This is a genomic window from Exiguobacterium sp. 8A (genome assembly GCF_902506275.1).
Taxonomy (GTDB): Bacteria; Bacillota; Bacilli; order Exiguobacteriales; family Exiguobacteriaceae; genus Exiguobacterium; species Exiguobacterium profundum.
The window spans coordinates 1751172-1773201 of record NZ_LR733630.1; the positions used below are offsets into that span (position 1 = coordinate 1751172).

Sequence of the window (22030 nt, forward strand, 5' to 3'; positions counted from 1 at the left end):
CAAAAGCACAGGAATCGACTTCGTCGTCATCCTGTGTTTTTTCATTTACCGGTCCCTTATGATCACTTCCTTATTGTTTCATCTACTTTTAGGTTTCGTTCAGAGATGTTCAGGAGATAGCATATTATAGAAGGTTGACGGGAGCGAAAGAGGTGGATATGTAGATGAAATCATGGATTGTCAGTGGCTATGCAATCGTACTAGGAATCATCATCGGTTTAGTAAGTTGGCTTTTCTTGTCCGTCGTTTATAAAGGGATTCACGTTGTATGGCATACGGTACCTGAGCAATTTGATATTCCGTTTTATCTGTTTCTCGTACCGGTCATCGCTGGTGTAAGCATCGGCCTGTTGCAACGTCGGTATGGGCAAATGCCTCGTCTCATGCCGGAAGTGATGGAAGAACGAAAAGATACCGGTCGTATCGACTATCGCTTGATTGGATTCACAACGTTGACCGCCCTCCTCGTTCTCATCGGAGGTGCAAGCCTCGGTCCTGAGGCCGCGCTCGTCGGCATCGTCGGCGGACTCACGACATGGTTCTCCGAGCGAATCCGCTATGTTCGTCAAGAGTTAGGAGAATTACAAGAAGTCGGTCATGCCGTCGTGCTCGGGATTGTCTTCAACGCGCCACTATTTGGTGCGATTGCGGCTGAGGAGAACGAGCAGAAGAAACAACCGATGCTAAACCTTCTGGCGACACTCGCCGGGATTGGGACGTTTTATTTATTGAACCAACTGGATGAGCGTCCCCCGTTCATCATTAAGTTCCCTGCGATTGAAAGTGTCCAGATCGATTGGACGATGTTATTGATTGTTCTTGGCGGCATGGTTCTCGGCTGGCTTTATTTGGTGAGTGAACATGCATTGATGCGACTTTTTTCAAACATACCAATCTTATTGCTTACAACGCTCGGTGGAGTCGGAATCGGGATCATGGCTCTTCTTTATCCGGACCTCCTCTTCTCCGGAGAAGAAACTATTCTTGAGTATATCGACGAGTGGCGACTGATTCCTCTCTATACCCTTCTCTTATTTAGTGTACTGAAACTGCTTTTTACCGCATTCTGTTTAGCGACTAGTTGGCGTGGCGGGCACATCTATCCTCTTCTTTTTTCTTCATTCACGCTCGGTTACTTCTTCAGTTTACTGTTTGACATCGATATGACATTTTCCGTCGTCTTGACGACGAGCGCCTTACTGGCGACGGCGATGCGACAACCGCTGGCTATTATCGTACTACTCGTTCTCTTTTTCCCGCCGAATAGTTGGCTCTATGTATTCGCAGTCGTTGCAATCGTTTCAAAAATTCCACTTCCATCGTTCATCCATTCACCAGCGAAAGCTTGATTTTAGATATTGAAAAAAGGGTAAGAGATGAATAGTTATGCACTCTCTCGAAAGGAGGAACGGTTGTGAGCGAATATGAAATGGCCATTGAAAACCTAATTGACGCAGTTAGTTCGGATTGGATTAGCATCATTTTAGCTATTTTAGTCGTGATTATGGGGATTGTCGTCTTCATTTATGTCGTCATGACAATCGTCGACATGTTTTTGTCCAAGGATATCGTCTGGGGAATCGTTGAAGTCATCGCTCTATTCGTAGGACTGGCAGTGCTCTTGTCCGTCTTCTACTATTGGAATCGGAATCGGGTCAAAGCACAGTTTGGTCTCTTCCTCGTCTTGTTCTCTCTCGCAGTGAATGTGTACTTCTTCGTTCGTTATGCGGACGAAATCAATGCTGTTTTGAACAGCGTGTACTAAAAAACGAGGGGGAATTCCCCCTCGTTTTAATCGTTCATCGAAATATAGAAAGGTGGTGTTTCCTTTGAAACGTCGCGTAATTCAACTGATCATCATGGTGATCAGTGTCATCTTGCTTATCGGTCTCTTGTTCTGGCTCGACGTCCTTATTCCTATATTAATTGGAACCGCCATCATCGCACCGCTCGTCGTCGGATGGCAAATTCTATTTGACCAAGTACAACCTCAAGGGAAGCTCGCCTGGTTACTGACCGTCTTCTTCATTCCATTCATCGGTGTCTTGGCATGGGTCATGTTTGGCCGTACGCCACGCCGTCATCGACGCTTCAAACGAACGTCATCAGAGATCCGGATGCTACGGCAAGCAATCGAAAGCGAGAAAATTGAAACTTCACCTGATATTGTGTCGTCTTACCCGTTGACACGGACACTCGAAAAATTAGGCGCATCCGGTGCCGATGGTCATACTTCGACTAAACTGCTCGTCAACGGTGAAGAGAAATTTGATGCATTATTAGACGCCATCAACAGTGCAACCGATCATATCCACATCCAATACTACCTCTTTCGGACGGATGACATTTCGTTAAAAGTTAGAGACGCCCTCATTCAAAAATCGAATGAAAATGTCATTGTCCGCTTTCTGTATGACGGACTCGGTAGCCAAGAAATCGGGGAAGAGTTTATCCAACCGTTACGGGAGTCCCGTGTCCACGTTCAGGCGTTCGACCCCGTTTTGCATCCGTACCTGGTGTTTAACGCCAACTTCCGCAATCATCAAAAACTGATTGTCGTGGATGGGCGAATCGCGCTAACAGGCGGGTTGAATGTCGGGGATGAATATCTTGGGAAGAATGATAAACTCGGTTTTTGGCGTGACACCCATCTCCGTCTTGAAGGTCCGCTCGTCCGAGAATTGCAACAGCTCTTTGTCGAGAACTGGCTATACGCAGGACAAGGGACGAGTGATGAAACATGGGATTTGTTCGCAGATGAAGAGCACCTCTCTCAGTACTTTGTGAATGAACCGAAAGGGCAAAACGGTGCGACACAACTACTCGTCACATCGCCTGGTAAAGACGTCACGATTCGCGATGGACTCATGCGTCTGTTGATGGATGCCAAAGAATCGATTTGGCTCACCACCCCATACCTTGTCCCCCCACCTGAACTATTGGCCATTCTTGAAGTCGCAGGTCGTAGTGGCATCGATGTCCGAATCGTTGTACCGGGCAAAGGAGACGAATGGTTTAGCTTCCATGCGACCGAGTATTATTTTGAACAATTGTTGAAGCGCAATATCAAAATTTATAAATACAATCGCCATTTTATTCATGCGAAAACACTACTGATTGATGGCAAAGTTGCCCTCGTCGGGTCAGCCAACTTCGATTTTCGTAGTATGTTTCTAAACCACGAGATGATGATTGCCCAATTCGATACTACATCCATTCAAGAACTGCACGAGGCATTCCTGAAGGACTTTGAAGAATCCATTTTAATCGATTGGACCATGTTGCGGAAAAAGACGACCGGCAAACGTTTCGTCGAAGCGTTTTGTCACATTTTCTCGCCACTCCTTTGACGCATTCGCCAAACAAGATACGTCATGGCGACGACACCAACTAAAAACAATTGCCATCCAATCGTTAACTGCATCGCTGCCGTCACCGCCAGTCCTTCCATAATCAAGGCAGGAATCTTTCCAATCGTACTTGCTACTGCGAACGAGGCGAGCGTCATGCGACTGAACGCCGCCGATAATGTGACGAGACCAGAAGGAACGAATGGCATAAGACGCATCCCGAGGACGAGAAACCAAGCCTCGGCTCCTTCGGACTCCCGAAGCCGTTGAAATCGGCTACCATTCGGGGAAACATAACGGTGTAGGGCTTTCCGATAAAGGATGAAACTCACGACGGCGCCAACTGCCTCCCCGACAATCGATACGAGGATGCCCGGTACGAGACCGAGGACACTCACATTGATGGCTGTCAAAAAAGCACTAGGGAGGACACCGGCGACCGCAATCACACTATTCAGTAAAATACTGATCATCAAAAATAAAGGGAGCGGGAGCAGTTCCCATTCCATAACAATCACTCTTTCTATTCACAAAATAAGGACCATGACATGTCGTCATGGTCCTTTACTATATCATAGCGATGATGAAGAGGTTGCACCGGCTTCATCCCACGAGTCTTCGTCGACTGGTGGTAAATGTTTTTCTTCCAATTTCGAAACGACAACCGCACATGCCGCATCCCCCGTGATGTTGACTGATGTGCGAAGCATATCAAGAATACGGTCTACTCCGATAATGAGAGCGATTCCCTCTACCGGTAAGTTGACTGACTGAAGGACGAGCGCAAGCATGACAAGTCCGACTCCCGGTACACCCGCTGTACCGATCGAAGCGAGGACCGCCGTGATGACGACCGTCAACAACTGAGTCATTGTTAAGTCAGAAGCGAACACTTGCGCGATGAAAATCGTCGCAACCCCTTGCATGATCGCTGTTCCGTCCATGTTGACCGTTGCCCCAAGTGGCTGTACGAACGACGAAATCGAACGCGGCACACCGAGTTTTTTCTGTGCGACTTCCATCGATACTGGAAGCGTCGCATTTGACGAAGAAGTCGAGAACGCGAACGTCATCGCCTCATAGAAGTTCTTGAAGAAGAAGACTGGGCTCATCTTCCCGATGAAGTAAACCGCTGCCCCGTAGACAATCGTTGCATGTAAGAATAGCGTCAAGACGACGGCAATCATATACCACGCCATTGCGACAACCGCGTCGAGACCGATGCCTCCGATTGCAGAAGCAATCAATGCGAATGCGCCGTATGGAGCGAGCTTCATCACAAGATGAATCAAGTACATCATAATGCGATCGCCTTGTTTGACGAATTGACGCCACGTTTTCGCCTTGTCCCCGAGGGCAATCAGCGCAAAACCAATCAATGCAGCAAAGACGATGATTTGAAGCATGTTTCCTTCAGCGAGCGCCGTAATCGGATTCGTTGGAATCATATTGACGAATGTCTGTACGATATTAGACGATTCCTCGGTCGCTGTTGATTCAAATTCAAGACCTGTCGTTTGGAAGTCCCCACGCTCCCCTGGCTGTAAGACGGATGCAACACCCATCGCTAACATGATCGCGAGCGCTGTCGTCGCTAAGAAGAACAGAATCGACTTCGACCCGACTCGACCTAGTTCTTTCGGGTCCCCGAGACCCATGACGCCTAAAATAATTGAGAAGAAGACAATCGGTACGACTAACATTTTAATTAAATTCAAAAAGATCGTTCCGACCGGAGATAAAATATACGGATTCACAATCTCATAAACATTATCCGGCAAGCCCGCCAATCCGAGACCAACAACAACACCTAGCGCGAGACCGATTAAGATTTTTTTCGTTTCGCTCATCGTATCACCCTTTCTTTTTTTCACAATGTAGTCAGTATATCATAATACTGAATTTTCATACAATTACAACTGAATATCTCTTCAGTTACAAATTCTCTTGAAATTCCCAAAAACTTGAAACAAAAAAGATTGGAGACGAAAATTCGTCCAATCTTTTTACTCAGCGTCTACACGCTCGAGCTCTGCATGAAGTTCAGTCGAGTTTGCCCAAATCTCAGGGCGATGTTCTTGTAAGAAGTTCGCTAAAACGTCGCGGGACGGAGCGTCCATCATGTCGATTAAAATCCGACCCTTTAACGATTTATCCATTTGATTAACGTGATACGGTAATAATTTATAACCCCGTCTCGCTTCCACGTCAACTAACATGTCACATGCCGCGACACCGCCATAATAAAAGCCTTCCGGTTTTCGACCGACCGTCACCCACACGATCCAATACGGTTTCCCGTTCGGTACCGCTTCCGGGTCCGTCAAAAACTTAATCCGTTTCTCGATGGCAGACTTGGCGTGCATCGCTCCCATATCGATTGTTGCAACGCCTTCTTCGACATCGATGATGACCGGAGACATGTTATTTAAACTAAGCGAACCGACACCAAAACCACCGTGTCCGTCCGTCGCATCGTCTGAAATAATATTAAAATTAATGTCTTTCATGTTCCACCCTCCCTCTCTACTGTACACAATGATATAGGATGGTGGCAATCCTGAGTCACACCCACTCGATTTGAAAGCGTCCCCCTGGACCGATCTGTTGGATTAATGAACGATCTTCTTCAATGATCCTTCCGATGACATTGACGCGCTCATCTGCCGGCAAATCCCGCTTCGTTATTTGCAGTTCCCCTGCATAACGACCGTAACGTTCATTGTCGATCGTGATACTGCCGAGCACTCGTTCTTCTGTATCTCGCGGTTGAATCAAATGGTCCCCAGGTCGTCCATACGCTCTCGATTCGACCGAACGGATGACGTCCCGGGCTGGGTCCATCCGATTCGTGTGACTGGTTGGAACCGAATCATCATGATTTCGTGTGGTCGCTCGAAGAACGATGACGCCCTCGTCGTACTCCCGAAACTGTCGCATCGTCTGATTGGATATACACGGATCTCCAATCAAGATTCGATCGACCCTCGCTTGTAAATCGATATAACACGAAAACGGAGATTGGTGGCGGTGCATCTCGAGTGTCGGTAATGTCTCATGAAGGGGGCCACGTAACCGTTCATCTCCAGGGATGAATGCTTGTACCCGTATTCCTTGCGCATGTAACCAGTCGTTTCTTTCATCAAACCAAGAACGCTCGAGTCCTGTTTCCGGACGGGGATAAAAGTTATGCCACGCTTCGACATGCTCACGTCGTAGCCCTTGTCGTAGCATCTCTTCAAGCTCTGCTTCCGTGAGCGTACTCGCATTGAGGGCGACCATCATATGTCGTGATAAATCCGCCACTTGTTTCGGTGTGACACCATAGTCAACACGTAACCCGGTGACACCCCACTCCAACAGCGCATGAGCATCATCCCAAGTCTTACCGAGTGCCTGTAGAGACGATGGAGCGATATCCGCCACGAGTTCCATCTTTAGACGACTTGCCAACGCACCTAATTGCTGAAGTCGTTCCGTATAAGTTGTCGGATCGTCTTCCGGAATATGGAGCGACGTGAAGATGCTCGTAAACCCTGCCTCTCGCATGCGTTCCATCCAAGCCATCGAATCAAGTGTCAGTTCATCGCCTAAGTACACTGAAATCCCTCTCATATGAATCCACCTTTCCAAAAGTAGAGAAAAAGATGACTCGACTGGAGCCATCTTTTTTTATTAAATCCCGTCTGCCATCTCTTCTTTGAAACCGAAGAAATAAGTAAACAGGAAGCCTGCCGTATATGAAATCAATAGTCCGGCAATGTACGTCAAATACATGCCATTATCAATCAATGGTGTGAGCGATAGACCGGAAACACCAACCCCGAGCGCCGCTGTCTTCATTGTCGCTTGGAAGGCACCACCGACCGCGGCCCCGAGACACGCTGTCAAGAAGGGACGTCCGAGCGGAAGCGTGACACCATACAGGAGCGGTTCCCCGATTCCAAGGAAACCTACCGGAATGGCCCCTTTGATAATATTGCGAAGGCGTGGGTTGCGCGTCTTCACAAAGATTGCAAGCGCTGCACCGACTTGACCCGCCCCGGCCATCGCCAAGATTGGGAGAAGGGCCGTTGTTCCGACCGTGTTCAACAGTTCCAAATGGATTGGCGTCAAACCGTGATGCAATCCGACCATGACAAGCGGTAAGAAGAATCCGGCCAAGAGTGCCCCTGCGACAGGTCCCCCGAATTCAAGCGTCGCATTGATTCCTCGCATGATACCGTCTGACAATACGCCAGCGACCGGCATTATTGCATATAAAGCAGTAAATCCAACGATCAAGACTGTAAAGAGTGGTGTGAAAATAATATCAATGGATACCGGCATGAAGCGACGAATGTGCTTCTCGATATACGTCATGAGCCAACCGGCAAAAATAACACCGAATAATCCACCACGCCCGACGACGAGCGGCTCCCCATAAATGACGATGTCCGCGAGAAGCGGGTTGAACAGGATCCCCCCGGCAATCGCCCCGAGTACCGGCGTTCCTCCAAACTCTTTTGCCGTGTTCCAACCGACAAGGATGGCTAAGTACGCGAAGACCGTGCTACCGAGCACGAGTAGAATCTGCATCCATGTCTCCGTCCGGTCGACGCCGGCGTTGACGGCAAAGTTCGCTGCCCCGTTAATGATCCCCGATGCGACAAGTCCCGGAATGAGCGGAATAAAGATATTCCCGAGGCGACGAAGGAATCGTTTGAACGGTGACTTTTGTTTTTCTTTCACCTTCTGGCGTTCGATCGCCGCACGCTCCTCTAACGTCAGGTTCGCATCAACCGACTCTTCCCCGATTGCGAGCCCTGTCTCATGGCTCATATAATCCGCGACCCGATTCACAGTACCTGGGCCGACGACGATTTGCAGCGTCTCATCATTGATGACACCCATGACCCCGTCAATCTTTTTCAATGCGTCAACGTCTGCCTTCGTCCCATCTTTCAGCGTCAGTCGAACACGTGTCATACAATGCGCGAGTTGACGGATATTCTCTTTCCCCCCGACATGTGCGAGGATATCCCGTGCTAAAACCTCTTCTTTCTTCATCTCGATTTCCCCCTTATAGCGCCTCGCGGACGAATCCGTTCGCGCGCTCTAATCGTTTGACAGCCTCCTCATAAGAGACGTCCGCTAAAATCATGACAATCGCCGTTTTGACGTGCCCCTTGGATGAAGCAAAATAACGCGCGGCCATTTCCATGTCGACCCCTGTCGCTTCTGCAATCATCCGCTTGGCACGCACTTCTAGCTTTTCATTCGTCGGTTGCACATCAACCATCAAGTTTTGATACACTTTTCCTACTCCAATCATCGACGTCGTCGAAATCATGTTGAGGACAAGTTTCTGTGCTGTTCCCGCCTTCAATCTCGTTGAACCGGTCAGTACTTCCGGTCCCGTTTCCACTTCAATCGGGTAATCCGCATGTCGACTGATGACCGCATCGCGATTACATGAAATCGAAGCTGTTGTGGCACCGAGTTCCCGTGCGTAATCGAGACCTCCGACGACATATGGCGTTCGACCGCTCGCTGCAATCCCAACGACCGTATCCTCTGCTGTCAAATGAAGCGCTTTCAAATCTGTGACCGCCAATTCTTTACTGTCTTCTGCTCCCTCAACGGCTTGAATGAGCGCGCGTTCGCCGCCGGCAATCAGTCCAATGACTTGATTGGGTGATACTCCAAACGTTGGCACACACTCAGCTGCGTCTAAAATCCCTAAACGTCCACTCGTGCCCGCACCGATATAAATCAGGCGACCGCCTTTACGAAAGGATGCGATGACTCGCTCCACGACTTTTGTGATGACCGGAAGTTGCTCTTGAATCACTTGAGGAACTTTATGATCCTCTGCATTCATAATCGCCAATCGTTCCTCAATCGACATCTCGTCCAGGTGCATCGTTCGTTCATTCCGTCTTTCTGTAGCCAGTTTATCTAGCATCGCCACCATCCTTTCTTCTCTATGATTTCATCGTACTATATTGAAATTTAAAGTCAATTTATAATTTAAATTTTATGAAATTTAATTTCAAATAAACTTTAAAGAAAAACTCACTCTGAACGAATGAGTCGTTTTTTCAAGACGTGCACGCGTGTTCCTTTATTCGTGATCGAATCCTTCTCATACACGTATCCGTTTCGCTCCCAAAATCGGCGAGCTCTAACATTATGAGGAAGCACGCCTAACCGAAACTCCATTTGATACGGGCGCATATATTGATCTTCCAATTGTTCATACAACGTTTGCGCCAAACCTGTCCCATGGAGAGATTCTTCGACAACGAACAAACCAAGCCAAAGCGAGCCATCGATCGGATGTTTTTTTAAGAGGTCGGCGATTGCCACGATTCGCTCTTCTTCACGAAAAATCAGGCTAATGGTACCTTCTTCTTCAAAATCTGCCACGTTCTCGTCACGAAACATCTCGACTGTCTGTTCATTCAATCTTGCGAATGTGCGCTGGTCCATCAAAAAGCGTTGCAATTCTTGACGATTTTCAGCCGTATAAGGTTGAATCATCGGCGTAGTTTCACCATCTCATCACGGGCTTCTGCGTACCGATCAATCAACCCTTCTCCCTTCCGGTGGAGGAGTCCCATATATAACGTATCGACAATCGTCAATTGTGTCATCCGTGAGGCGATGCTCGCGATTCGGAAGTCGCTCTCGACGTTCGGTGTACAGAGTCGAACGTCCGCTTCTCGGTAAAGCGGTGATTTGTCGAGGTTAGTGATGGCGATGACCGGAACACGTTTCTTTTTCGCAAATCGGACGAGCTCGAGCACATCTTTCGTTCGTCCTGACGTGCTGATTGCGACGAATACATCAGACTTTCCTAAATGCGGGATCAGCGACAACATATAATGAAAATCGGGAGAGGTCGTGGCCGCATATCCCAGCTTCGTAAACTTATATTGCGCATCGATTGCCGCAGTCGAAGACCCCCCGACCCCGTAAAAGATGACGCGGTTCGCGCGAGCGAACAGGTCCACTGCATGTTCAAGTTCTCGTTTATCCATCGCTTCGGCGCACGCCTCGATTGCCGCCTTGTTCACATGGATGACTTTTTGGAACGAGTCATACGGCGTGTCTTTTTGCTGGAGGACGTTAAAGTCCGTCAGCGTCGTCTCCGTGACAGCCAAGTCTTTCACGAGCGCGAGCTTGAACGCTTTAAAACTATCAATTCCGACGACTCGAGCGAAGCGAACGATACTCGCCTCGGATACATCCGTCTTTTGCGCAAGCTCTTTTGTCGTCATGTTTGGAATGAGTGTTGAATGGGACAAAATATAGTCGGCGATCTTCTTTTCGACCGCTGTCATATCCTCTTTCGCTAAATTAATTTTCGTAAGTAAGGATTCCATTTGGTCATCCCCTTCCTGCAACTGTTGTTCTTTTATGATAGCGGATTCCTTCCACATATTCCAATCACCTAAAAAGATCGAGCAGGCGCCCGATCTATAAGTTGTTCGTATTGAACGTGTCGCCTCCTTGAATCGATCCGTTCTCAAACCCTCTCTCGAACCACCGCATGCGTTGTTCCGACGTCCCATGCGTGAACGAGTCTGGCGTCACATATCCACGTGCCTGACGCTGCAGCGTGTCATCGCCAATCTGATGCGCGGCATTCATCGCTTCTTCCACGTCTCCCGCTTCAAGATACCCTAACCCTTGCGCGTGATGGGCCCATACGCCCGCATAGTAATCTGCCTGCAACTCGAAGCGTACGAGATAGCGATTGAATTCGGTCTCGCTCATCTCGTTACGAAGCGGCATGATTTCTTCTGTCGTCCCGAGAAGCGTTTGGACATGATGCCCGACCTCATGGGCGACAACATAAGCCATCGCGAAATCCCCTGGCGCATTGAAACGTTGACTCAATTCATCATAAAAACTCAAATCGATATACAGTTTTTGGTCGCCGGGACAATAGAACGGACCCACAGCGGAGCCGGCAATACCACAAGCGGATTCAACCTGTCCGGAAAATAGAACGAGCGTCGGCTCTTCATAGGTCATCCCATTTTCAGCGAAGATGTCTGTCCACACTTCTTCCGTATCCTTTAAGACAACCGCTACGAAATCTGCCATCTCCTCTTCACGAGCCGTTCCGGTATACGTCCCCTCCGATTGAGGTTCCCCGAGTCCGATATTGTTGACGAGATCGGTCGGGCTTCCCCCGTTCAATAATGTAAAGACGATGACGAGAATCAACCCAAGACCGCCTCCGACCCCGGCAATCCCTTTCCCTCCGATGCTACGCCCACGTCGATCCTCGATGTTCCGGCTCTGTTGTCTTCCTTTCCACTTCATCCCGATTCCTCCTACATTCGCTCTGTCTTGTTTATTACCCCAAATCCGGTAAAAGTGAGCTCATGTTTCGAGGTAGATGAGAATTTTCTTTTCTAGAGGAAGGGGATTCTCTACAATGAAAGAGACTTCAGCAAAGGAGGAATGACCATGCCTTATGTAACTGTAAAAATGCTCCCGGGCCGTACCGTGGAACAAAAACGCGCGTTGATTGAAAAAGTGACGGATGCCGTCTCCGAAACGACGAATGCGCCAAAAGAAAACATCACCGTCTTCATCGAAGAGATGGATGCGACACATTACGGACAAGCCGGTGTAATGCACGCAGATAAGAAGTAAGTGACGAACGGACTCCTGATATGGAGTCCGTTTTTTGTTCTAGTCTTCTCGGTTCACGTCGAACCGTTCACTCGGTACGGTCGGCTTAATCAAGTGACGTGTCGCTCGCCAAATGTGGTAGCCGATACGGTCGAGCCAGAGCAATACTTGTACTTTTTGTATCGTCTGGTCCATCTCCAACTGATTCGCCGCCGTTTCTTCTAGCAGCTCCGAGCGATGTGCTTTCCGATATTCCGCCAGTTGTTTTGAGGCCTGTTTCCACAGCTTCGAATCCTCTGGTGGCGTATGATGATTCAGTTGATTCACAAGGTCAAGCTCATGCAATACGAGTTCTCGTGCCGCTAAAAAGTCGGTGTCCCGAAGTGCGTGGACCGGTTCGACTTCTCGCAAGACATATAACCAGCGTTCCAGATGATCGATCGTATGCAAGAGGGATAGATGTTGGCCATAATCATTTTGCTTTCCTTCATCTTCAAGACGTATCGTGCTCAAAAAGACACGGACATCGCTCAACGTCTTGTCGACGAGCGTCAATTCATCTTCACGAAGACGTCCCTCTCGGACAAGCAATTCCGTCTCATTTCCTAAATATCTTTCGATTTCAAGTAAAGAGCGTCGTGCCGCTTCAAGAGCGACCGTCGGGAGTTGTGACATGTTTTTATCGAGCAGACGTGTCAATTTTTCGGAGCGACTCGGAATCCACTTCAGTAATCGCCGTGCGAACGTTTGATAAAATGGTAGGAATAAGATCACACCTAGTAGATGGAATGTCGTATGGAATAAGGCGAGACGTAATAAGTCGTTCCAGTTGAACCAATCGGCTACTCGATTGACGACCTCGAAGAGAACAGGGAACGTCAGCCATCCAATGAGGACGATTGACACGTGGTAGATGGCATGCCCCAATACAATGCGTCGGGCTGACTTCCAGCCTCCGATTGAACCGAGTGCCACGACAAGGCTCGTCCCCGCACTTTGACCAAGCACCAAATAAGCGGCTTGCGGGAGTGAAATCGCCGCCGTCGCGAGAGCCGTCATCGTTAGCACGAGTCCAATCGTCGATGACTGAAGGACGGCGGTCATCATAAATCCGATTCCAATCAGAAGTGCCTGATGCAGAACGGTCATCTCACCGGCCGAGCCAAACGAGAACGTGACGACATCCCGCATCGCTTCTTGAAGTGTCCCAATCCCAACAAAGATCAACCCGATACTGACGAGCAACAGTCCCACACGGCGAAGGCGCGGACTGGATAGACGAAACGCCATCCCGATTCCAATGATCGGCAAAAACAACTGGCGCACGTCTAAGTTATAGCCGAGGATGGCAATGATCCATCCCGTCGTCGCGCTGCCTACGTTTGCGCCAATTACGAGAGGTAACGATTGCGTGAACGTGAGAAGCCCCGCGCTCACAAACCCAATCGTCATCAGTGTCGTCACCGAGGAAGATTGAAACAGGGTCGTCAGCATTGCGCCGAGAGTCGCCCCTGACAAAGAGCCGTCGGTGAATTGATTCAACCGATGACGCAATCGTGTACCAGCCCATTTTTTGAGCGTATCTGTCAGTAACGTCATCCCGAGTAAAAAAATCCCGATTCCACCAATCAGTGTCGCAATCTCCATCGTGTCACGCCCCTTTGCGTGTTTAATCGTCCTTCAATGTCGATAAAATCCACGATTTTTCATTCGCATAATCTTTTAAATTCAACAACACATCTTCCGGATAATAAATTTTTTCATCCGATTGTCTCGAGTTCAAAATCGACTGGACGAGCATCGAGACCTCTGAAATCTCTTTTCGCTCCCCGTCATTCATCTGTAGATAAATCCCCTCGTATTTGCCTTGTCCTTTATATAAATCGTATGGCAATTGACTCAATTGATCTTCAAGCAGATAGTATGTTGGTGGAAGCCCGATCGTCTCCATCGTCTGTCGCAAGCGCTCCATATAACGGACACGATTCGCTTCCGGGAAGTTCTTATATTTTAATAATCGGCGATTCACGAATCGACTCGCCAAATCGGCTAGAATCGCGTCGTCTTCTTCCATCCATTCTTGGAAATAGAAGTAGACGACCGTCTCATCCAATTTCAAATATTGTTCGAGTGACATACCGGTGCGTTCAAAGATCGGCAAAAAGTGTTTCGGCGTCATGTTAAACTCATAGCCACTCTCATAGAGCTCCTGTGCCCGCTCAAGAATCGCTTTCAAGAGGAGATCGCTCGACCGTGTCGCCGGATGAAGGTACACTTGCCAATACATTTGATAGCGACGCATAATATAGTCTTCAATCGTATGCATCCCAGACTGCTTGACCACGACTTGGTCTTCATCCGGACGCAAGACGCGCAACATGCGTTCTAAATCAAACTTTCCATAACTGACACCCGCAAAGTGAGCGTCGCGTAACAAATAGTCCATCCGGTCGACATCAAGCTGTGAGCTGAGCATATTGACGATCAAGCGATTCGGATGCGTCTTATTGATGATGGAGGCCACTTCTTCGGCAAACCCGACACCCATCTCAGATAAAACCCTATTTACTTCGGTTTCCCCTAAAATGATGCGCTCCGTCCACACTTCATGACGAACGGAAAAGACGTGCTCGAACGCGTGCGAGAATGGACCGTGTCCGACATCGTGCAAGAGCGCTGCTGCCAACAGTAGTTCACGGTCGCGGTCGTCCCATTCCGGATACTGTTGGAACTGATCGATTAACTGGCGTGCGATTTCATATACGCCGAGCGAGTGATGAAATCGCGTGTGCTCCGCGCCATGAAATGTCAAAAAAGACGTTCCAAGTTGTTTGATACGACGCAAACGCTGAAATTCTTTCGTATTGATCAACTCCCAAATGAGGTGATCGTAAACATAAATATATCGATGTACCGGATCCTTAAATACTTTCGATCCAGATAGTTGTCCTCGAGACGAGTACATGACATGCCCTCCTACGTTTCGTTATGTTCTAGATTCGACTTCAAACGAATCGTTCCCTCCATGCTATAATGAGGAGGAAAATTTTTTGTGAAAAGGAATTAATGAATATGATCCATCCATTATTACGACAACCGAGCTATCGCATCATCGATCAGTCGAGTCTTGGCACGATGTTTCAAGCGGAACAATCGTTTGCGACCGATGATACGTTATGTGCGTCAACGCAAGAACGAGGTGCCGTCTTGCGGGCATGGGTGCACACCGATACGATTGTACTCGGAATCCAGGATGCTCGGCTGCCTCATTTGAAAGAGGGAATTCGTTACTTACATGAACATGGATTCCGTCCCGTCGTCCGAAACTCAGGCGGTTTAGCCGTGGTGCTAGACGATGACGTCCTCAACCTTTCTTTAATTTTACCAGAGAAGGACGGGATTCAAATCGACAGCGGCTATGAGGCTATGACCTCGCTCATCCAACACATGTTCCAAGACGTCACGAATGACATCGTCCCAGGTGAAGTCGTCGGCTCATACTGTCCTGGAAGTTTCGACTTGTCGATCGACGGCAAAAAGTTCGCTGGGATTTCGCAACGACGCGTCCGTGGCGGTGTCGCCGTTCAAATTTACTTGAGCGTAAGACAGAGCGGGAGCGCACGTGCTGAAATCATCCGTGACTTTTACAACCTTGCCATTCAAGGAGAAGTGACAAAGTTCACGTACCCTACCATTGTACCGGAAACGATGGCTTCGCTTGAAGACTTGCTTGGAATCCCGCTTACCGTGCAAGATGTCCTCACTCGAGCCTACCGCGTTCTTTCCACTGTCAGTTCGCTCCAAAACGCGACACTGACGGCAGACGAGCAAACAATGTTCTCAAGTCAGCTCGAACGCATGTGGAAACGGAATGAACCGTTACGCGACATTGAACAACAACTAACAGAGGAGTGATTCATCCAATGTTTAAACTGATCACAGACACCGGGGCCGATTTGACACACGATCAAATCATCGAATACGGTCTTGAGATTTTACCGCTCGGTGTCATCATCGACAACGAAGAATTTTTAGACGGTGAGACGATTCAACCAAAAGAAGTATACGAAGCGATGCGGCATGGCAAGACGCCAAAGACGTTCCAAATCGAGGCGTCACGAATCGAACACTGTTTCCGTCAGCATCTCGAGGCTGGAATCCCGTTCTTATATCTCGCTTTCTCCGGAGAACTCTCCGGTACATACCAAACCGCTGTCATGGTCGGCGAAATGTTGAAAGAGGAATACCCAGACAGTACATTCACGGTTCTCGATACACGGACCGCCTCTGTCGGACAGGCATTGTTCGTCAAAACGGTCGCAGCGTATAGCCAAGACCATACGTATGAAGAAACGGTCGAGTATGCCACTTCGCTCGTCGGCAAAGTCCGCCACTTGTTCACGGTCGAATCGCTCGAATATTTGATGCGGGGCGGACGTGTCTCGAAGGCGAGTGCTTTCATCGGAGACTTGTTGACGATTTTACCGTTATTGACGGTCGAGGACGGCAAGCTCGTCCCGATTGAAAAGGTGCGTGGTCATAAAAAGGTCATGCGCCGGATGGTCGAATGGACAGTCGAATCGAAGTCGATCGTCGAGAACGGAGACCTCTTCATCGGTCATGGTGACGACCTAGAAAAAGCCGAACAGTTCGAGAAGATGGTCCGCGAACATCTCGAACCGAAGCACATCACGAAGACACTGGTCGGGTCTGCCATCGGTGCCCACACCGGTCCCGGTCTACTCGTCATCGCCTATTTCGAGGCATGAAAAAATGAGCTCTCCCGATTTTCGGGCGAGCTCATTTTCGTTTAGCGATTCCAGTTTTTAAATCCATCACCGAACTGCGCGTAATTTTCGTCTTGGAATACACCGTCCACAAATTTCGGTACATCTACCGGCAACTTCCCTTGTGGCTTCACTTCACCGAAGATGGCACGAATGCCTGCCGGTAAGTTCGGACCAGCCGACTTCAAGTTGCCCGCCTCCGAATCTGGACCGTTCGGATCGCCTTTGAATCCATAGATTAAGAGATGTGCGGGGGCATCCGGTTGAACGGCAATGTCGTATGGGTTGCGCAAACTGAGTAAAACCGATTGTTTCCCTGTCTCATTTGCATAACGGAACACTTCGGCCGGTACATAATGATCAGCTGATGTCGGTTTTAATTTCGCGCTGTTGTTCACGTTCGAACCGACGATGATATAGTCAGCCGCCTCAACTTGTTGCCGTAGTGCCGGATTTTGATCTAGATGCGGCGTTGATGCTGAGTAGTTGGCCGTGATGACGTTCACGTCTTTCATATTCCCTGCATTCTTTTCTAGTGACTTGATTGTTTTCACCATGCTATCCGTTTGGTCTTTCGCTGGCGACAAGACGAGCACCGTGTCTCCTTTTTTCGGTTTGAATGGGAGCGTCTTCTTCTCGTTCTTCACGAGAGTGACGGCCGCCTCCGCGATTTCACGTTCCTTCGCTTTATGCTCAGCGCTTCCTACCGTGGCATTCGCTTCTGCGAGCTTCATCTCGAGCGTCGTGGAGTCCGTCGTTTCTCCCCAAATTCCACGCTCTGCTTTCAGTTTTAAAATGCGTTCCACTGATTCATCGATGGTCGCCTCCGATAAACGTCCATCCTTCACTGCCGCAATGACTTCCTCAAAGATTGCTTCGAGTTTGATCACATCTGCTTCCGAGCGTAAAATCGTCGGCATGAGCGCGATGTCGACCCCTGCTTCGAACGTCTTGATGACCGCCTCTGCTTCCGTAAAATTGTCTGCGATGGCTTGCATGTTGAGTGCGTCGGTCACCACGATTCCTTCATATCCGAGTTCCTCACGAAGCACTCCCGTGATGACATCATCCGAAAGCGTCGCCGGGAGTGGGAACGTGCCGCGTTCTGATTCGACGACCTCGTCCTCGATTTGTGGCATCCCGATATGCGCCGTCATGATCATGTCGATCCCTTCTGTGATGGCACGTTTGAACGGTAACAACTCGAGACCACGCAACTCGTCGAGTGATTTATCGACAACCGGTAACCCATAATGCGAGTCGACGGCCGTATCGCCATGACCTGGGAAATGTTTCGCCGTTGCTGCAACACCTTGGTCTTGAATACCTTGTGTCATCGCGGAACCGAGTTCCCCGACTAGTTCAGGGTCGCTCGAGAACGAACGGACGCCGATGACCGGATTCCCCGGATTGTTGTTGACGTCAAGTACCGGTCCGAAGTTCACGTTTACCCCGAGTGCGTTCAATTCAGAACCGATGATTTCCCCTGCATCATAGGCATATTGACTGTTACGTGTGGCCCCGAGTGCCATATTCCCCGGTAAATTCGTTCCCGTCCCAAGTCGTGTCACAATCCCACCTTCTTGGTCGATCGTGACGAATAACGGGACATCATTGCTGGCATCTTGTTTCACGACTTCTTGCAAATCATGAACGAGTTTCGTCGTCTGTTCCGTTTCCTTCACGTTCTCCGCAAACAATATCACTCCACCGAGATCGAAACGATCGATGACACGCGCCACTTCCGGTGCAAGAGATGTATGGTTCGCCCCGTTCCATAATCGGAAGTCCGGCATGATCATCTGCCCGATTTTTTGTTCGAGCGTCATCGACTCTAGCTGCGTGTTGACGCGCTGGTCAATCGACATCGTCGGCGTCCCTTCCGCCACGACCGCGTCTGCTGCTGGAACCGACGAGACGAGCAATGCCGTCGTCAATCCGAGTGTTGCCGTCCAATTCAGTGCCTTGTTCATGTTCCCACTCCCCTTAGTCAAATTTGGCTGACCCCCAAACGAAAAGGCATGGAGGAAGAAGCGTTGCCTCATCAACGCTCGTTCACCCCATGCCTGATCGCATCAGTTACATTTGGTCCTTATTCAGGTGGTCAACAACAGTATAGCAACTCCACTTTTTAGAAACAATTGTTCAAGTGAAAGCGTAACCATTTTGAAACAATGTTTCTGTTTTGATACACAGTGAACTGTATTGGCAAAACCAATAATTTCTGTGGTTCGTTTTTGATTCGTTTTTTGGTAAACTCAATTCGATACAGGTTAACTTTCAAAAAGGGGGAAATTATTGTGGCAAGAGGGGAACTGAAACGTAAGCCGGAATGGTTAAAGATTAAATTAAACACGAATGATACGTATACCGGCCTAAAGAAGATGATGCGCGAGAAAAATTTACATACGGTATGTGAGGAAGCGAAATGTCCGAACATTCATGAATGTTGGGCGGTACGTCGGACCGCGACCTTCATGATTCTTGGAAGTATCTGTACACGTGCTTGCCGTTTTTGTGCCGTCACGACTGGGAAACCGAACGAGCTCGATTGGGAAGAGCCAAAGCGTGTCGCCGAATCGGTTCGACTTATGAACTTGAAACACGTCGTCATCACGGCTGTCGCGCGTGACGACTTGAACGATTACGGGGCTACTGTCTTCGCAGAAACGGTTCGCGCGGTTCGCGCCATGAACCCGGAGACATCGATTGAGGTGCTCCCGTCAGACATGATGGGTGACTTCTCTGCCTTGCAGACGTTGATCGATGCGGGTCCTGACATCATGAACCATAACTTAGAGACAGTCCGTCGCCTCACACCGAGAGTCCGTGCGAAAGCAACATATGACCGCACGCTCGAGTTCTTGAAGCGTTCGAAAGAATTGAACCCGGATATCCCGACGAAGTCATCGATCATGGTTGGGCTTGGGGAGACGAAAGAGGAATTGATTGAAGCGATGGATGACCTCCGCGCGCACAACGTCGACATCTTAACGCTCGGTCAATACTTGCAGCCGACGAAGAAACACCTCGAGGTGGAACGTTACTACCATCCGGACGAGTTCGCCGAGTTGAAAGAGATTGCTCTATCAAAAGGATTCTCACATTGTGAGGCAGGTCCACTCGTCCGTTCGTCATACCACGCGGATGAACAAGTACACAAGGCGCGTCGCCACACGATGTTGCCAATCGACTAACAGAAAGAAGAGAGATTATGACTGGTACGACGTGGCACTTACTTAGAACTGAATCGACTTCACCGGCTAAAAATATGGCGATTGATGAAGCCATCGCCAATTGGGTCGCAAAGGGAGAACTCAAACCGACGCTTCGTTTTTATTCATGGGCACCTCATGCAATCAGCGTCGGACGTTTCCAGCGAGCGACGCGTGACTTGGACCGGGACGCCCTCAAAGCGAACAATATTCCGGTCGTTCGTCGCTTAACAGGGGGACGTGCCGTGTTGCATGCGGATGAGTTGACGTATAGTGTCATCTTGCCCGAATCGACCCCTGCCCTCCCGACGAATATCATCGAGAGCTATCGCCTACTCACGGAAGGGGTTCGTCGCGGATATCACGAACTCGGCGTCCCCGCCGAATTTTCGGTGCCATTGACGGAAGAGGATCGCGAAGCGCTCCGCAAACCAAAATCGGCCGTCTGCTTCGATGCTGCTTCATACTATGAGCTTGCTGTCGACGGGAAGAAGATTGCGGGTAGCGCACAAGTGCGCCACCAAGGGGCCGTGCTTCAACATGGTTCGATTCCTCTCTCCGTCGATGATGAGGTGTTGTTTGACTGTTTCGCGATGGATGAGACGGAGAAACACGAAGCCAAAACCCGCTTCAGCGAAAAAGCCGTCGCCTTGAACGACACGTTAAAGCGTTTCGTTTCCTTTGACGAAGTAGCGGCCGCATTCGAGACCGGCTTCAAGGACGCTTTCTCGTTGACGTTCGAACCGCTTGTCTTCACGAAAGAACACCAAGGCGAAATCGATTTGCTCGTCAAGAAGTACGAGAGTGATGAATGGGTCTGGAAACGCTAAAAAGATTGTCCCTTTTGATCAGGGACAATCTTTTTTTATGCCGCGTTCGCTCGGCGCAACAGATGGCGCACTTCTCGGAACGTGACGAATGTTTTGTTGTTCGCATCATACAATTTGTAGCGTAACGATTTCAAACTTGAAAACAGTCCGATTGTCGTCGCCCGTTGTAACGGCGGTGTCGACGTATGTGCTTTTTCTAGATGGTAGTTCGGCACGCGTGGACTCAGATGGTGGACATGATGGAATCCGATATTACCCGTCACCCATTGAAGCACTTTCGGCAACTCGTAATACGAGCTTCCTTCGATGGCCGCCTTTACATAATCCCATTCCTGCTCATCTTCAAAATAGGAATCTTCGAACGTATGCTGAACATAGAACAACCAAATTCCGAGCACACCGGCGATGAACATCGTCGTTCCTTGTACAATCAAGAACGCTTGCCAACCGATCAGATAGATGAGCGCGCTATATAGGACGACGAGAGAAATATTGATGAGATACGTATTTTGTCGTTCTTTTTTCCGCGCGTCCTTTCGGTTGAAACGACTCGTGACGAGAATAAGCCAAAGTGGTCCGAGACCGAACATAACGAGCGGATGACGATATAGGCGATACTTTAGACGAGTCCATTTTGACGCTTCGATATACTCCTCAATCGTCATGACCCAGATGTCGCCGACACCCCGTTTATCCAAATTCCCACTCGATGCATGATGAATCGCATGCTCTCGTTTCCACTTCTCGTATGGAAATAACGTCAAGACCCCTGTAATGGTTCCGACAATCGCGTTCGCCTTCTTATTTTTAAAGAATGAACCGTGTGTGCAGTCATGGAAGATGATGAACATCCGCACGACAAATCCTGCTGCAATCAACGTGAACGGCAATGTCAGGAAAATCGAGACACTTAGTAGTTGGTACGCTAAAAACCACGATACGAGAAACGGTAAAATCGTATTGATCATCTGCCGCACACTGATCCGAATATCGGACTTTTCAAACGGCGAGACGTGCTTTCTTAATTGGGCAATCTTTTCTTTACTCATAACAACCTCCTTGAATTCAACAGCGTCACAACGCAAAAATATAGATAAAACCAACAACCAACGTTGTTCAATGTGAATTCATGGATCGGAAGTATTCCCTATCAAGAATTAACACTAGGTCATTATATCACGTATAAAAATTATGTGGTGAAAATTCAGAAAAAA

The 22030-nt window shown here is 48.9% G+C and carries 21 protein-coding genes; 8 read left to right on the forward strand and 13 right to left on the reverse strand.

The window, feature by feature from the left end:
* Nucleotides 1-164 precede the first annotated feature (164 nt).
* From GVY42_RS08965 to cls, 3 genes are all read left to right on the forward strand, one after another.
* Nucleotides 165-1349 carry a chloride channel protein gene (locus GVY42_RS08965; RefSeq protein WP_159563013.1) on the forward strand — a complete coding sequence of 395 codons (1185 nt, stop codon included), beginning with the start codon at nt 165-167 and terminating at the stop codon, nt 1347-1349.
* Nucleotides 1350-1414: 65 nt separating this feature from the next.
* Entirely contained in the window at nt 1415-1765 is a 351-nt protein-coding gene (locus GVY42_RS08970) for a hypothetical protein (RefSeq protein ID WP_074035622.1), read from the forward strand.
* Between the two features lie 55 nt (nt 1766-1820).
* Entirely contained in the window at nt 1821-3350 is a 1530-nt protein-coding gene (gene cls, locus GVY42_RS08975) for a cardiolipin synthase (protein WP_236548953.1), read from the forward strand.
* Here the strand turns inward: cls and GVY42_RS08980 are convergent.
* From GVY42_RS08980 to GVY42_RS09020, 9 genes are all read right to left on the reverse strand, one after another.
* Complete coding sequence (locus tag GVY42_RS08980) at nt 3326-3859, reverse strand: TVP38/TMEM64 family protein (RefSeq protein ID WP_074035619.1); 534 nt, start codon at nt 3857-3859, stop codon at nt 3326-3328. The genes cls and GVY42_RS08980 overlap by 25 nt on opposite strands.
* A gap of 63 nt (nt 3860-3922) precedes the next feature.
* A complete protein-coding gene (locus GVY42_RS08985) occupies nt 3923-5200 on the reverse strand; it encodes a dicarboxylate/amino acid:cation symporter (protein ID WP_074035617.1) in 1278 nt (425 codons plus the stop codon).
* 156 nt (nt 5201-5356) lie between these two features.
* Nucleotides 5357-5860 carry a YwhD family protein gene (locus tag GVY42_RS08990; RefSeq protein WP_031422148.1) on the reverse strand — a complete coding sequence of 168 codons (504 nt, stop codon included), beginning with the start codon at nt 5858-5860 and terminating at the stop codon, nt 5357-5359.
* Between the two features lie 55 nt (nt 5861-5915).
* A complete protein-coding gene (locus tag GVY42_RS08995; RefSeq protein ID WP_159563015.1) occupies nt 5916-6965 on the reverse strand; it encodes a DUF871 domain-containing protein in 1050 nt (349 codons plus the stop codon).
* A 60-nt stretch (nt 6966-7025) separates the two neighbouring features.
* On the reverse strand, nt 7026-8399 hold the full coding sequence (locus GVY42_RS09000; protein ID WP_159563016.1) for a PTS transporter subunit EIIC: 1374 nt from the start codon (nt 8397-8399) through the stop codon (nt 7026-7028).
* A 13-nt stretch (nt 8400-8412) separates the two neighbouring features.
* Nucleotides 8413-9306 (reverse strand): N-acetylmuramic acid 6-phosphate etherase, encoded by an 894-nt coding sequence (murQ, locus tag GVY42_RS09005; RefSeq protein ID WP_035387829.1) that lies wholly within the window; start codon nt 9304-9306, stop codon nt 8413-8415.
* Between the two features lie 101 nt (nt 9307-9407).
* Nucleotides 9408-9875: an N-acetyltransferase gene (locus GVY42_RS09010; RefSeq protein ID WP_159563017.1), complete on the reverse strand. Its 468-nt coding sequence runs from the start codon at nt 9873-9875 to the stop codon at nt 9408-9410.
* Nucleotides 9872-10720, reverse strand: coding sequence for a MurR/RpiR family transcriptional regulator (locus tag GVY42_RS09015; RefSeq protein ID WP_159563665.1), 849 nt, complete (start codon nt 10718-10720; stop codon nt 9872-9874). Before GVY42_RS09015 ends, GVY42_RS09010 begins: the two co-directional genes overlap by 4 nt.
* Before the next feature lie 94 nt (nt 10721-10814).
* A complete protein-coding gene (locus tag GVY42_RS09020; RefSeq protein WP_159563018.1) occupies nt 10815-11669 on the reverse strand; it encodes a neutral zinc metallopeptidase in 855 nt (284 codons plus the stop codon).
* Nucleotides 11670-11816: 147 nt separating this feature from the next.
* Between GVY42_RS09020 and GVY42_RS09025 the strand changes: the two genes are divergently transcribed.
* A complete protein-coding gene (locus GVY42_RS09025; protein ID WP_012727443.1) occupies nt 11817-12005 on the forward strand; it encodes a 2-hydroxymuconate tautomerase in 189 nt (62 codons plus the stop codon).
* A gap of 39 nt (nt 12006-12044) precedes the next feature.
* On the opposite strand, the gene GVY42_RS09030 is transcribed toward GVY42_RS09025, so the two are convergent.
* On the reverse strand, nt 12045-13631 hold the full coding sequence (locus tag GVY42_RS09030) for a Na/Pi cotransporter family protein (protein ID WP_078147716.1): 1587 nt from the start codon (nt 13629-13631) through the stop codon (nt 12045-12047).
* A gap of 22 nt (nt 13632-13653) precedes the next feature.
* Nucleotides 13654-14949, reverse strand: coding sequence for an HD domain-containing protein (locus GVY42_RS09035; RefSeq protein ID WP_159563019.1), 1296 nt, complete (start codon nt 14947-14949; stop codon nt 13654-13656).
* 101 nt (nt 14950-15050) lie between these two features.
* Here GVY42_RS09035 and GVY42_RS09040 point away from each other — a divergent pair, with 101 nt between their 5' ends.
* Both GVY42_RS09040 and GVY42_RS09045 read left to right on the forward strand, forming a co-directional pair.
* Nucleotides 15051-15899 (forward strand): biotin/lipoate A/B protein ligase family protein, encoded by an 849-nt coding sequence (locus GVY42_RS09040; RefSeq protein ID WP_159563020.1) that lies wholly within the window; start codon nt 15051-15053, stop codon nt 15897-15899.
* Between the two features lie 8 nt (nt 15900-15907).
* Nucleotides 15908-16753: a DegV family protein gene (locus GVY42_RS09045; RefSeq protein WP_159563021.1), complete on the forward strand. Its 846-nt coding sequence runs from the start codon at nt 15908-15910 to the stop codon at nt 16751-16753.
* A gap of 41 nt (nt 16754-16794) precedes the next feature.
* Here GVY42_RS09045 and GVY42_RS09050 read toward each other — a convergent pair whose 3' ends face one another.
* On the reverse strand, nt 16795-18744 hold the full coding sequence (locus GVY42_RS09050; protein ID WP_159563022.1) for a glycoside hydrolase family 3 protein: 1950 nt from the start codon (nt 18742-18744) through the stop codon (nt 16795-16797).
* A gap of 288 nt (nt 18745-19032) precedes the next feature.
* Here GVY42_RS09050 and lipA point away from each other — a divergent pair, with 288 nt between their 5' ends.
* Together lipA and GVY42_RS09060 are read left to right on the forward strand one after the other, a co-directional pair.
* Nucleotides 19033-19968, forward strand: coding sequence for a lipoyl synthase (gene lipA, locus GVY42_RS09055; protein ID WP_324292278.1), 936 nt, complete (start codon nt 19033-19035; stop codon nt 19966-19968).
* Nucleotides 19969-19985: 17 nt separating this feature from the next.
* Nucleotides 19986-20816, forward strand: coding sequence for a lipoate--protein ligase family protein (locus GVY42_RS09060; RefSeq protein ID WP_159563023.1), 831 nt, complete (start codon nt 19986-19988; stop codon nt 20814-20816).
* 35 nt (nt 20817-20851) lie between these two features.
* Here GVY42_RS09060 and GVY42_RS09065 read toward each other — a convergent pair whose 3' ends face one another.
* Nucleotides 20852-21865, reverse strand: a complete 1014-nt coding sequence (locus GVY42_RS09065; protein WP_074035599.1) for a fatty acid desaturase — start codon at nt 21863-21865, stop codon at nt 20852-20854.
* Between the last annotated feature and the right edge of the window lie 165 nt (nt 21866-22030).